The sequence below is a fragment of the Streptomyces sp. NPDC047002 genome (genome assembly GCF_040704505.1).
Classification (GTDB): domain Bacteria; phylum Actinomycetota; class Actinomycetes; order Streptomycetales; family Streptomycetaceae; genus Streptomyces.
On the sequence record NZ_JBEYWC010000009.1, the window covers coordinates 159998 to 172260 of the forward strand.

Genomic DNA, 12263 nt, shown 5'->3' on the forward strand with positions numbered 1-12263 from the left:
CGCACCGCCGGTCCGGGGCTCCCGCGCGGCAGGCCCGCACCGCTACTGCGCGCCGGGGCGCACCAGCCCGCTCTCGTACGCGTAGACCGCGGCCTGCACCCGGTCCCGCAGGCCCAGCTTGGTCAGCACATGGCCCACGTGCGTCTTCACCGTCGTCTCGCTGACGAACAGGTCGGCGGCGATCTCCGCGTTCGACAGGCCGCGCGCCACCAGCTTCAGCACCTCGACCTCACGCTCCGTCAGCGTGTTCAGCATGTCGGGCACGGGCTCCTCGCCCGACGGCAGATGGTCCGCGTACTTGTCGAGCAGCCGCCGGGTGATGCTCGGCGCCAGCATCGCCTCGCCCGCGGCCACCACCCGGATCGCCTGCACAAGCTCCACGGCCGGCGCGTCCTTCAGGAGGAAGCCGCTCGCGCCCGCGCGCAGCGCCTCCACCACGTACTCGTCCAGGTCGAACGTGGTCAGCACCAGCACCTTGGCGGGGCCGTCCCTGCCGGGCCCGGTGATCTGCCGGGTCGCCTCGACGCCGTCCATCCTGGGCATCCTGATGTCCATCAGCACCACGTCGGGCTGGAGCGCCCGCACCTGCTCGATGGCCTGGAGCCCGTCACCGGCCTCCCCGACCACCGCGACGTCCTGCTCCGCCTCCAGGATCATCCGGAAACCGGTGCGCAGCAGCGGCTGGTCGTCGACCAGCAGGACCCGGACGGTGCCGACACTCACAAGAACCCCTCTCCACGGACCACGGCCATTCTGCCCTGCCCGCCCGCTAGCCCGCCGTCAGTGGATAGACCGGGGGAGTGCCGCCGAATTCGGGGCAGAACGCCTGGTGGTCGCACCAGCCGCAGAGCTTTGTGGGGCGTGGCGGGAAATCGCCCGTCTCCACGGCCCGCCTGATCGCGTCCCACAGGGCGAGCAGCTTGCGCTCCACCCGCTCCAGGTCCGCGGGGACCGGGTCGTACGTCAGCACGTCCCCGCTGCCCAGGTAGACCAGCTGGAGGCGGCGCGGCACGACGCCCTTGAGCCGCGAGACCACCAGCGCGTAGAACGCCATCTGGAAGTGCGCGCTCTCCGCGTACTGGGGGCGCGGCGCCTTGCCCGTCTTGTAGTCGACGATCCTGACCTCGCCCGTCGGCGCCACGTCGACCCGGTCGATCACCCCGCGCAGCCGCAGCCCCGAGTCCAGCTCCGTCTCGACGAACATCTCCCGCTCCGCGGGTTCGAGCCGCGTCGGGTCCTCCAGCTCGAACCACCGCTCCACCAGCGACTCGGCCTCGCCGAGCCAGCGCGCGAGCCGCTCGCCCGCCGCGTCGTCGGCGAACAGCTCCGTCAGCTCGGGGCGCGCCGCGCGCAGCCTGTCCCACTGGTGGGGCACCATCGCCTTCGCCCGGGGCGCCGTGCGCTCCACGGCGGGGGCGTCGAAGAGGCGCTCCAGCACGGCGTGCACCAGCGTGCCCCGGGTGGCCGCCTCGCTCGGCTTCTCCGGCAGTCTGTCGATCACCCGGAACCGGTAGAGCAGGGGGCACTGCATGAAGTCGTTCGCCCGCGAGGGCGACAGCGAGACAGGGGGCACGCTCGTGGTCATGACGCAGACCCTAAGGCCCGCCGAGGACAGCGATCCGCATACCATCGACTACAGGGCCTTTCGCACTGCATGATCAAGCAGACGACAGGGCGACGAAGGAAGGAACCCCGGAACCCGTGAAACCCGTGAATGACGACGAGTCGGGCGAGCGCGGCACGGGCAGGGCGCGGGGCCGCGACGGCACCCCCCACCCGGGAGGCAAACCCGTGCGCCCGGCCGACCCGGGAGGCGGCATCCTGGTCGGCCGCCCCTTCGGTGTGCCCGTCTACGTGGGCCCCAGCTGGTTCCTCGTGGCCGCGCTCATCACCTGGATCTTCGGCGGCCAGCTCGGCGGCATCCTCCCCGACATCGGCAACGCGCGCTACCTGGTGGCCCTGTTCTTCGCTGTCGCCTTCTACGCCTCCGTCTTCGTGCACGAGCTCGCGCACACCGTCGCGGCGCTCCGCTTCAATCTGCCGGTGCGCCGCATCCAGCTCCAGTTCTTCGGCGGCGTCTCCGAGATCGAGAAGGAGTCCGAGACGCCGGGCCGCGAGTTCGTCCTCGCCTTCGTCGGGCCGCTCCTCTCGCTCGTGCTCTCCGGGATCTTCTACGCCGCGATGTACGTCGTCGACGCCGGCTCCGTCCCCGGGGTGCTGCTCGCGGGCCTGATGGTCTCCAACCTGATCGTCGCGGTCTTCAACTTCCTGCCCGGCCTGCCGCTCGACGGCGGCCGCATGCTGCGCGCCGTCGTCTGGAAGATCACCGGCAAGCCGATGAGCGGCACCGTCGCCGCCGTCTGGGTCGGGCGGGCCCTCGCCGTCGCCGTCCTCGTCGTCCTCATCGGCCTGCCGCTGTTCGGCCGCGGCGGCCTGCGCGGCGACGGCGGCATCGACGGCGTGGAGACCGTCACCGACGCGCTGATCGCCGCGGTCCTCGCCGCGATCATCTGGACGGGCGCGGGCAACAGCCTGCGCATGGCCCGGCTGCGCGAGCACCTGCCGCAGCTCCAGGCCCGCACCCTGACCCGGCGGGCCGTGCCCGTCGAGTCCCACACCCCGCTCTCCGAGGCGCTGCGCCGGGCCAACGAGGTCGGCGCGCGCGCCCTCGTCGTGGTGGACGGCCAGGGCGACCCCACCGGCATCGTCCGCGAGACGTCCATCGGCGGGGTGCCGCAGCACCGGCGCCCCTGGGTCGCGGTCAGCACGCTCACCCAGGACCTCACCGAGGGCATGACCGTGCCCGCGGACCTCGGCGGCGAGGTGCTGCTGGAACGGCTGCGCGCCAACCCGGCCACCGAGTACCTGGTAGTCGAGGAGACCGGCTCGATCTACGGGGTGCTCTCCACGGCCGACGTCGAGAAGGCGTTCGTCGCGGCCATGGCCCGCCCCCACTAGGGCGCAGGCGGGCCCGGCGACCGCCGGGCCGAGGGGCCCCGGAGACCGGATAGGCTGGGGCCATGTCCGAACCGACCGGTGCCGCCCGCCGTCGCGGGCCCTTCAAGGTCGGGGACCAGGTCCAGCTCACCGACCCCAAGGGACGCCACTACACCTTCACGCTCGAAGCTGGGAAGAACTTCCACACCCACAAGGGGTCCTTCCCGCACGACGAGCTGATCGGTGCTCCCGAGGGCAGTGTTGTCCGCACCACGGGAAACGTCGCCTACCTCGCGCTGCGCCCCCTGCTCCCCGACTACGTCCTGTCCATGCCCCGCGGCGCCGCCGTGGTCTACCCGAAGGACGCGGGCCAGATCCTCGCCTTCGGCGACATCTTCCCCGGCGCGCGCGTCGTCGAGGCGGGCGTGGGGTCCGGCTCCCTCAGCAGCTTCCTGCTGCGGGTCATCGGCGACGAGGGCATGCTGCACTCCTACGAGCGCAGGCAGGACTTCGCCGACATCGCGCGGGGCAACGTCGAGCGCTACTTCGGCGGGCCGCACCCGGCCTGGGAGCTGACCGTCGGCGACCTCCAGGACAACCTCTCGGACACCGACGTCGACCGGGTCATCCTGGACATGCTCGCGCCCTGGGAGTGCGTGGAGGCCGTCTCCAAGGCGCTCGTGCCCGGCGGCATCCTCATCGCGTACGTGGCCACCACCACGCAGCTCGCCCGTACCGTGGAGACCATCCGCGAGTTCGGCACGTTCAACGAGCCCGCCGCGTGGGAGTCCATGATCCGCAACTGGCACGTCGAGGGCCTCGCCGTACGCCCCGACCACCGCATGATCGGCCACACCGGCTTCCTGGTCACCGCCCGCCGCCTCGCCGACGGCGTGGAGCCGCCGCTGCGCCGCCGCAGGCCCGCGAAGGGCGCCTACGGCGAGGACTACGCAGGACCAGGCAGCGGCTCCCGCTGACCCCGTCCCGTAGCGCGCACCGCCCACCGGCCCGACGCGCGACCCAACCACCTGCCGCCGCCGCACCGTTCACGCGCACCCGCGCGCGACGGAGCGGCGGCGCCCGTGTGTCGGACCGCGGTGCGCCCTCCTGCCGCCCCCGCCGTTCCGGCCGCGTGTGACGTGTGGCACGATGCTGTCTCCCGCCCACAGTTGGTTTCTCCAGCACCACCGCAACAGGAGACACTCGGCGTGCAGCTCTCCGAGCTTCCGGACCTCGCGCACAACCGGCCGGCTCCCCTCCACTGGGTCGCGACGGCGACCGCGATGGCCGGTGTCGTCGCGCTGGCGGGCCTGCTCCAGCCGGGCGGCGCCACCGCGTCGCCCGCGGCCGGGCCCTCGATCAGCAGCTCCGCCCCGCCGAGAGCGGCCCACCTGCCCGCCCCCGACGCCGCCACCTTCCCCTTCCCGCTGGAGTGCGGCTCCGTCGGCTCCGTCGTCACCGCGAAGGCGAGCGGGGACCTCGACGGCGACGGCAACCCGGAGACGGTCGCCGCCGTCCGGTGCGACTCGGGCACCGGGGCCCCGCCGAACGCCGTCTACGTGCTCAACCGGGACCGCTCGGGAAAGCCGCGCGTGGTCGCCACCCTGCTGGGCGTGGCCGCCCGGGAGACGGTGGGGAAGGGCTTCACCGTGCAGCACGGCGCCGTCTACGCGACGCTGCTCGGCTACTCCAGCCAGAACGTGCCGACCTGCTGCCCCGATGTGCGGCAGAAGGTCTCCTGGGCCTGGCGCAACGGAGCGTTCGTCCGCAGCGAACAGGGCGACGACAAGAGCGTCTGAAAGCCCCCGCACGCCCGCAGGGCCGATTTCCGGCCACCCGGGGCGCGCGAGCCGCCCCCGTACGGCCGCCGCCCGCCGGTCACCGCGGGGCTGCCGTTGCTCACCGCGGGGCGGCCGTGGGGCTCACTCCGCGTCCGGGCCCACGACCTCCGTGCGGTCCGAGACCCGGCGCACGTGGATGCACTCGCCCGGGCACTCCTTGGCGGAGTCCACCACCTCGCGCAGCAGCGGCAGGGGCACCCGGGTGGCGGCCCCCGGCTCCTGGAGCAGCTCGTCGTCCTCGCTCTTCACATAGGCCAGGCCGTCGATGTCGAGCTCGAAGACCTCGCGCGCGTACTGCGCGCAGATGCCGTCCCCCGTGCACAGATCCTGATCGATCCAGACCTCGAGCGGGCCATGGGCCGCGAGGCCGTCGGCGGGGGTGTCCTGCTGCACGGTGATGTCTCCTGCCGTTTTCTGCGCCGGGCCGGTCCTGCGTGCGACCCTGGGGAACAAGTCGGGCCAGCCATGACGGGTGTTGAACGACTCGACGATACAACCGGCCGCTTTCCGATGTTGCTGGGTGGGTATTGGCCTGGCGGGAGGGAGAGCGCAAGGGTGAAGATCGGACGGAGCCCTTACGTCTTTGTGATCTAGGGGTTTCAATCATCACCCACCCAGGTAGGGTCAGGAAGCGTCCAGCTCCCCTTGGAGGAGGTGAGGACCGTGGCAGCCCACGACGACGACATCAACCGCGGCATCCGGCCCGGACGGGGGTCCGAGGACCCAGCGGGCCAGGTCGCCTATCTTGAGCAGGAAATCGCCGTCCTGCGCCGCAAGCTCGCCGACTCTCCGCGGCACACGAGAATTCTCGAAGAGCGGATCGTCGAGCTCCAGACGAATCTGGCAGGCGTGTCCGCGCAGAACGAACGCCTCGCGAACACGCTGCGTGAGGCGCGCGACCAGATCGTGGCACTCAAGGAAGAAGTCGACCGGCTCGCGCAGCCGCCCGCCGGCTTCGGCGTCTTCCTTCAGGCCAATGAGGACGAGACGGCCGACATCTTCACCGGCGGCCGCAAGCTCCGGGTGAACGTGAGCCCCAGCATCGAGCTCGACCAGCTGAGGCGCGGCCAGGAGGTCATGCTCAACGAGGCGCTCAACGTGGTCGAGGCCATGGAGTTCGAGCGCGCCGGCGACATCGTCACCCTCAAGGAGGTCCTTGAGGACGGCGAGCGCGCCCTGGTGATCGGGCACACCGACGAGGAACGGGTGGTGCGGCTCGCCGAGCCCCTGATGGACCTCACCATCAGGCCGGGCGACGCCCTGCTGCTCGAACCACGCTCCGGATACGTCTACGAGGTCGTGCCCAAGAGCGAGGTCGAGGAGCTCGTCCTCGAAGAGGTCCCCGACGTCGACTACACCAAGATCGGCGGTCTCGGCGGTCAGATCGAGCTGATCCGCGACGCCGTCGAGCTTCCCTACCTCTACCCGGACCTCTTCAAGGAGCACGAGCTCAGGCCGCCGAAGGGCATCCTGCTCTACGGCCCGCCCGGATGCGGCAAGACACTCATCGCCAAGGCCGTCGCCAACTCGCTCGCCAAGAAGGTCGGCGAGGTGACGGGCAGGCCGGCGGGCAAGAGCTACTTCCTGAACATCAAGGGCCCCGAGCTCCTCAACAAGTACGTCGGCGAGACCGAGCGGCACATCCGCCTGGTCTTCCAGCGTGCCAGGGAGAAGGCGAGCGAGGGCACGCCCGTCATCGTCTTCTTCGACGAGATGGAATCCCTCTTCCGCACCCGCGGCTCCGGTGTCAGCTCGGACGTGGAGAACACCATCGTCCCCCAGCTGCTCGCCGAGATCGACGGTGTGGAGGGCCTGGAGAACGTCATCGTCATCGGCGCCTCCAACCGCGAGGACATGATCGACCCGGCGATCCTGCGCCCGGGCCGCCTCGACGTGAAGATCAAGATCGAGCGTCCCGACGCGGACTCCGCCAAGGACATCTTCGCCAAGTACCTCACGGCCTCCCTGCCGCTGCACGCCGACGACCTCTCGGAGCACCGCGACTCGCCCGACCAGGCGGTCCACGCGATGATCCAGACCGTCGTGGAGCAGATGTACGCCGAGTCCGAGGAGAACCGCTTCCTTGAGGTGACGTACGCCAACGGCGACAAGGAAGTCCTCTACTTCAAGGACTTCAACTCCGGCGCGATGATCGAGAACATCGTCGGCCGGGCCAAGAAGATGGCGATCAAGGACTTCCTCGACCACGACCAGAAGGGCATCCGCGTCTCCCACCTCCTCCAGGCGTGCGTGGACGAGTTCAAGGAGAACGAGGACCTGCCGAACACCACCAACCCGGACGACTGGGCCCGCATCTCCGGCAAGAAGGGCGAGCGGATCGTCTACATCCGCACCCTCGTCACGGGGAAGCAGGGTGCCGACACCGGGCGGTCCATCGACACGGTGGCGAACACCGGTCAGTACCTGTAAGCCGCGGACCGGCTGCGGGCGCCCCCACCGGGGTGTCCGCAGCCGGTTGCTTTACCCAGACGTACCATCACAGCAGGCCGACGTGTTGAATGATCTCCCCGCGGGCGCCACGGCGTTCTAGGCTCGAAGAGGGAGCGCGCCGCGTCCCCGAGGGCGCCGCCGGGCAAGGAGGGCCGCATGACCGTACGGCGAGTAATGGGCATCGAGACGGAGTACGGGATCTCCGTGCCCGGTCACCCGAACGCCAATGCCATGCTCACCTCGTCCCAGATCGTCAACGCCTACGCGGCGGCGATGCACAGGGCGCGGCGCGCGCGGTGGGACTTCGAGGAGGAGAATCCGCTGCGGGACGCCCGCGGCTTCGACCTCGCACGGGAGACCGCGGACTCCACGCAGCTCACGGACGAGGACATCGGCCTCGCCAACGTCATCCTGACCAACGGCGCCCGCCTCTACGTCGACCACGCGCACCCGGAGTACAGCTCGCCGGAGATCACCAATCCGCGCGACGCCGTGCTGTGGGACAAGGCGGGCGAGCGCATCATGGCCGAGGCCGCCGAGCGCGCGGCCCAGCTGCCCGGCGCGCAGCCCATCCACCTGTACAAGAACAACACCGACAACAAGGGCGCCTCCTACGGCACCCACGAGAACTACCTGATGCGGCGCTCCACGGCGTTCTCGGACATCGTGCGCCACCTGACGCCGTTCTTCGTCTCCCGCCAGGTCGTCACGGGCGCGGGCCGCGTCGGCATCGGCCAGGACGGCCGCGACCACGGCTTCCAGCTGAGCCAGCGCGCGGACTACTTCGAGGTCGAGGTGGGCCTGGAGACCACGCTCAAGCGGCCCATCATCAACACGCGCGACGAGCCGCACTCGGACGCGGAGAAGTACCGCCGCCTCCACGTGATCATCGGCGACGCGAACCTCTCCGAGATCTCGACGTACCTGAAGCTCGGCACGACGTCGCTGGTGCTCGCCATGATCGAGGACGGCTTCATCAACGTCGACCTCGCCGTGGACCAGCCCGTGCGCACCCTGCACCAGGTCTCCCACGACCCGACGCTGGGGCACCTGGTCACGCTGCGCAGCGGCCGCACACTCACCGCGGTGCAGCTCCAGATGGAGTACTTCGAGCTCGCGCGCAAGTACGTCGAGGAGAAGTACGGCGACGACGCGGACGAGCAGACCAGGGACGTGCTGGGCCGCTGGGAGGACACGCTCAACCGCCTGGAGCGCGACCCGATGAGCCTCGCGGGCGAGCTGGACTGGGTGGCCAAGCGGGAGCTGCTCGAAGGCTACCGGCGCCGCGACGACCTCGACTGGGACGCCGCGAGGCTGCACCTCGTGGACCTCCAGTACGCGGACGTGCGGCCCGACAAGGGGCTGTACAACCGGCTGGCGGCCCGCGGCCGGATGAAGCGCCTGCTGACCGACGACGACGTCGAGCGGGCCAGGACGAACCCGCCCGAGGACACCAGGGCCTACTTCCGCGGCCGCTGCCTCGACCAGTACGCGGAGGACGTCGCCGCGGCGTCGTGGGACTCGGTGATCTTCGACCTGCCGGGGCGCGACTCGCTCCAGCGGGTGCCGACCCTGGAACCGCTGCGTGGTACACGCAACCACGTGAAGGAGCTCCTCGACCGCTGCCGTACGGCCGAGGACCTGGTCCGGGTGCTCTCGGGGCAGTGAAGAGGCTGAAAGGGCCCGCCGCAGGGAATCATGGAGGTGGGCCCCCGACGTTGCATCACAACGGGGCCTTTGTCGGAGCCTGAGGTTAGGGTCTGATCTTGACAGCACCGAAGGCCACGGCAGCGAAGGCCACATCGAGCGGGGCGAACCGAGCGGGGTGAGGGATATGGCGACCAAGGACAGCGGCGGCGGCCAGCAGAAGGCGGCACGCACCACGGAGGAGACCGAGGAGCAGGCGCAGGACGCGCAGGGCTCCGAGGACCTCAAGGAGCGTCAGGAGAAGCTCTCGGACGACGTGGACTCCGTCCTGGACGAGATCGACGACGTGCTCGAGGAGAACGCCGAGGACTTCGTGCGGAGCTTCGTGCAAAAGGGCGGCCAGTAGCCACACGGCCGAACGGGGGAGAAGGGGTGCTCCCGTCCTCGGGGGCGCCCCTTTCCCCGGCGGCCTCTTCCCACAAGCGCAGGTGGATCACCGCCGCGCTGCGGGTAGGGTCCGTGGCGTACTGTGCTTCAACTGCAATTCGGACACCGGCAAGTTGGGACACGCTCCCGACCCCTTGCGCTGTGCCGTCGCATATCTGGAGGGAAACGCGTGGAAGCCAATACTCGTGACACCGGGCGACTACCTGCTGCCTTCCTGACACCCGGATCCTCTTCCTTCATGGACTTCCTCTCCGGCCACGCGCCGGAGATGCTGCCGGGCAACCGGTCGACGCCGCCGCTCCAGGGCGCCATCGAGGCGCCGCACGGCACGACGATCGTGGCCGTGGCCTTCCCCGGCGGCGTGGTGCTCGCGGGCGACCGCAGGGCGACGATGGGCAACATGATCGCCCAGCGGGACATCGAGAAGGTCTTCCCCGCGGACGAGTACTCGGCGGTGGGCATCGCCGGTACGGCGGGCCTCGCCGTGGAGATGGTCAAGCTGTTCCAGCTTGAGCTCGAACACTTCGAGAAGGTCGAGGGCGCCCAGCTGTCGCTGGAAGGCAAGGCCAACCGCCTCTCCACGATGATCAGGTCCAACCTCGCCATGGCCATGCAGGGCCTCGCGGTGGTGCCGGTCTTCGCGGGGTACGACGTCGACCGCGGCAAGGGCCGCATCTTCTCCTACGACGTCACCGGTGGGCGCTCCGAGGAGACCGGCTACTCCTCGACCGGCTCGGGCTCCGTCTTCGCGCGCGGCTCCCTGAAGAAGCTCTACCGCGACGACCTGACCGAGGAGCAGGCCACCACGGTCGTCGTCCAGGCGCTGTACGACGCCGCCGACGACGACTCGGCGACCGGCGGCCCCGACATGGCTCGGCGCATCTACCCGATCGTCACCGTGATCACGGAGGACGGCTTCCGCAGGCTCACCGACGACGAGTCGTCCGCCATCGCCCGCTCGGTCGTCGAGCGCCGGCTCGACGAGCCCGACGGGCCGCGCGCCGCGCTTCTGTGACGGCACCGCCGTGCGAGTGAATCAGCCACTGACAGAAAGGGACGGATAGCCGGTGTCGACGCCGTTCTATGTCTCACCCCAGCAGGCCATGGCCGACCGGGCCGAGTACGCCCGCAAGGGCATCGCCCGCGGCCGCAGCCTGGTCGTGCTCCAGTACGCCGACGGCATCGTCTTCGTCGGCGAGAACCCGTCCCGCGCCCTGCACAAGTTCAGCGAGATCTACGACCGGATCGGCTTCGCGGCCGCCGGCAAGTACAACGAGTACGAGAACCTCAGGATCGGCGGTGTGCGCTACGCGGACCTGCGCGGCTACACCTACGACCGCGACGACGTGACCGCGCGCGGCCTCGCCAACGTCTACGCCCAGACGCTTGGCACGATCTTCTCCAGCGCAGGCGAGAAGCCGTACGAGGTGGAGCTGGTGGTGGCCGAGGTCGGCGCCACGCCCGACGGCGACCAGATCTACCGGCTCCCGCACGACGGCTCGATCGTGGACGAGCACGGCTCGGTCGCGGTCGGCGGCAGCTCGGAGCAGATCAGCTCCTACCTCGACCAGCGCCACCGCGACGGCATGACGCTCGCGGAGGCCCTGAGACTCGCGGTGCAGGCGCTCTCGCGTGACACCAACGGCGGCGAGCGGGAGATCCCCGCCGAGCGGCTCGAAGTGGCGGTCCTCGACCGCACGCGCCCGCAGCAGCGGAAGTTCAAGCGGATCGTCGGCGCGCAGCTGTCGCGCCTGCTGGAGACGGAGGGCGCCGCGGCCGAGCCCACCGACTCCCCGTCCGACGAGCCCCCGGTGGCGCCGTCCGAGGACCCGGGTACCGGCTCGGACGCCTGAGCCGCAGCACGCCACGCCCGGTGCCCCGGCCGCTCCTGCGGCCGGGGCACCGGCGCGTCAGGATCAGCGCGGCGCGGGCGCCGTGGACCCCCGCACCACCAGCTCGACCCCGAGCTCGCCAGGGGCCGGGTCCCGGCCGTCGAGTACGGCGAGCAGCGCCGCCATGCCCCGCTCGCCCACGCGCTCCGCGGGCAGCCGCACGGTCGTCAGCTCGGGCTCCACCGCCGTGGCGAGCGCCAGGTCGTCGAAGCCGGTGACGGAGACGTCCTCGGGTACCCGCAGGCCGAGGCGGCGCAGCGCCTTGCAGGCGCCCGCGGCCAGCACGTCGTCGTCGCAGACGACCGCGGTGGGGCGGGGCCCCGGACCGGTGAGCGCGGCCGTGACGGCCTCCCGCGCGTCCGGCACGGACAGCGGGGCCCGCACCGTGCGCAGCCGGGCGCCCGCGCCGCGCACCGCGCCCGCGAGCGCCTCCGCCCGCACGTCGAAGGTCCAGGACGGCACCGCTGAGCCCAGGTGCAGCAGCTCGCGGTGGCCGAGCTCCAGCACATGGGCGGCGACGCCGCGCATGCCGTCCGCAATGGCCAGGTTGACGACGGCCGCCGCGCCGGGGGCCGAGGGGTCGCTGTCCAGCATGACGAGCGGCAGCAGGCTGCCGTGGATGGCGGCGGGCGCGTCCACCGCCATCGAGGAGGCGATCACGCCGTCGAGCGCCGTGCGCCCCGGGTCGAAGGGGCTGGTCGCCGGGCCCACCCCGGCGGGGGAGGGGTAGAGCACCACGCCGAAGCCGTGCTCGGCGGCGACGGCAGCCGCCCCGGTGTAGACGCGCGCGAAGAACTCGTTGGTGAGGGCGGGCACGACCAGCAGGGCCGTACGCGTCGAGCCGAGGCGCAGGTTGCGCGCCGCGAGGTTCGGCCGGTAGCCGAGCGCGTCGGCGGCCTCTCTCACCTGGCCCGCGGTCCGCTCGGACACCCGGCCGTGCCACTTGCCGCCCAGCACCAGGGAGACCGTGGCCTGCGAGACGCCGGCGGACCGTGCGACGTCCCTGCTGGTGGGACGCGTGGCCGGGCCGCTCATCCGAACTCCTCAC

At 71.1% G+C, this 12263-nt stretch carries 13 protein-coding genes; 9 read left to right on the forward strand and 4 right to left on the reverse strand.

Annotated features, from left to right (window positions below):
• Positions 1-42: 42 nt before the first annotated feature.
• Positions 43-723: a response regulator transcription factor gene (locus AB0910_RS12015; RefSeq protein ID WP_345646080.1), complete on the reverse strand. Its 681-nt coding sequence runs from the start codon at positions 721-723 to the stop codon at positions 43-45.
• A 46-nt stretch (positions 724-769) separates the two neighbouring features.
• Positions 770-1630 carry a RecB family exonuclease gene (locus tag AB0910_RS12020; protein ID WP_366744425.1) on the reverse strand — a complete coding sequence of 287 codons (861 nt, stop codon included), beginning with the start codon at positions 1628-1630 and terminating at the stop codon, positions 770-772.
• Positions 1631-1710: 80 nt separating this feature from the next.
• On the opposite strand from AB0910_RS12020, the gene AB0910_RS12025 reads away from it, so the two are divergent.
• The 3 genes from AB0910_RS12025 to AB0910_RS12035 all read left to right on the forward strand — a co-directional run bounded on the left by AB0910_RS12025 (position 1711) and on the right by AB0910_RS12035 (position 4736).
• The gene (locus tag AB0910_RS12025) at positions 1711-2958 is read left to right on the forward strand and encodes a site-2 protease family protein (protein ID WP_366744489.1); all 1248 of its coding nucleotides are present in this window, start codon (positions 1711-1713) and stop codon (positions 2956-2958) included.
• Positions 2959-3020: 62 nt separating this feature from the next.
• The gene (locus AB0910_RS12030) at positions 3021-3914 is read left to right on the forward strand and encodes a tRNA (adenine-N1)-methyltransferase (protein ID WP_366744426.1); all 894 of its coding nucleotides are present in this window, start codon (positions 3021-3023) and stop codon (positions 3912-3914) included.
• Positions 3915-4145: 231 nt separating this feature from the next.
• Positions 4146-4736: a hypothetical protein gene (locus tag AB0910_RS12035; protein ID WP_366744427.1), complete on the forward strand. Its 591-nt coding sequence runs from the start codon at positions 4146-4148 to the stop codon at positions 4734-4736.
• A gap of 123 nt (positions 4737-4859) precedes the next feature.
• Here AB0910_RS12035 and AB0910_RS12040 read toward each other — a convergent pair whose 3' ends face one another.
• Entirely contained in the window at positions 4860-5177 is a 318-nt protein-coding gene (locus AB0910_RS12040) for a ferredoxin (RefSeq protein WP_366744490.1), read from the reverse strand.
• A 264-nt stretch (positions 5178-5441) separates the two neighbouring features.
• Between AB0910_RS12040 and arc the strand changes: the two genes are divergently transcribed.
• From arc to prcA, 6 genes are all read left to right on the forward strand, one after another.
• A complete protein-coding gene (gene arc, locus AB0910_RS12045) occupies positions 5442-7208 on the forward strand; it encodes a proteasome ATPase (protein WP_366744428.1) in 1767 nt (588 codons plus the stop codon).
• Between the two features lie 177 nt (positions 7209-7385).
• The gene (gene dop, locus AB0910_RS12050) at positions 7386-8897 is read left to right on the forward strand and encodes a depupylase/deamidase Dop (protein WP_366744429.1); all 1512 of its coding nucleotides are present in this window, start codon (positions 7386-7388) and stop codon (positions 8895-8897) included.
• Positions 8898-9063: 166 nt separating this feature from the next.
• On the forward strand, positions 9064-9282 hold the full coding sequence (locus AB0910_RS12055) for a ubiquitin-like protein Pup (RefSeq protein WP_366744430.1): 219 nt from the start codon (positions 9064-9066) through the stop codon (positions 9280-9282).
• An 82-nt stretch (positions 9283-9364) separates the two neighbouring features.
• On the forward strand, positions 9365-9541 hold the full coding sequence (locus tag AB0910_RS12060) for an endonuclease domain-containing protein (RefSeq protein WP_366744431.1): 177 nt from the start codon (positions 9365-9367) through the stop codon (positions 9539-9541).
• A complete protein-coding gene (gene prcB / locus AB0910_RS12065) occupies positions 9493-10338 on the forward strand; it encodes a proteasome subunit beta (RefSeq protein WP_366744432.1) in 846 nt (281 codons plus the stop codon). Before AB0910_RS12060 ends, prcB begins: the two co-directional genes overlap by 49 nt.
• A gap of 52 nt (positions 10339-10390) precedes the next feature.
• The gene (gene prcA, locus AB0910_RS12070) at positions 10391-11176 is read left to right on the forward strand and encodes a proteasome subunit alpha (RefSeq protein WP_366744433.1); all 786 of its coding nucleotides are present in this window, start codon (positions 10391-10393) and stop codon (positions 11174-11176) included.
• A 63-nt stretch (positions 11177-11239) separates the two neighbouring features.
• On the opposite strand, the gene AB0910_RS12075 is transcribed toward prcA, so the two are convergent.
• Positions 11240-12250: a LacI family DNA-binding transcriptional regulator gene (locus tag AB0910_RS12075; protein ID WP_366744434.1), complete on the reverse strand. Its 1011-nt coding sequence runs from the start codon at positions 12248-12250 to the stop codon at positions 11240-11242.
• Positions 12251-12263: the final 13 nt, after the last annotated feature.

Excerpts from the sequence above, each read along its gene's own strand:
- AB0910_RS12020 (WP_366744425.1), bottom strand. The coding sequence starts at position 1,630 with ATGGTATGCGGATCGCTGTCCTCGGCGGGCCTTAGGGTCTGCGTCATG.
- AB0910_RS12030 (WP_366744426.1), top strand. The coding sequence starts at position 3,021 with ATGTCCGAACCGACCGGTGCCGCCCGCCGTCGCGGGCCCTTCAAGGTC.
- dop (WP_366744429.1), top strand. The coding sequence starts at position 7,386 with ATGACCGTACGGCGAGTAATGGGCATCGAGACGGAGTACGGGATCTCC.
- AB0910_RS12055 (WP_366744430.1), top strand. The coding sequence starts at position 9,064 with ATGGCGACCAAGGACAGCGGCGGCGGCCAGCAGAAGGCGGCACGCACC.
- AB0910_RS12075 (WP_366744434.1), bottom strand. The coding sequence starts at position 12,250 with ATGAGCGGCCCGGCCACGCGTCCCACCAGCAGGGACGTCGCACGGTCC.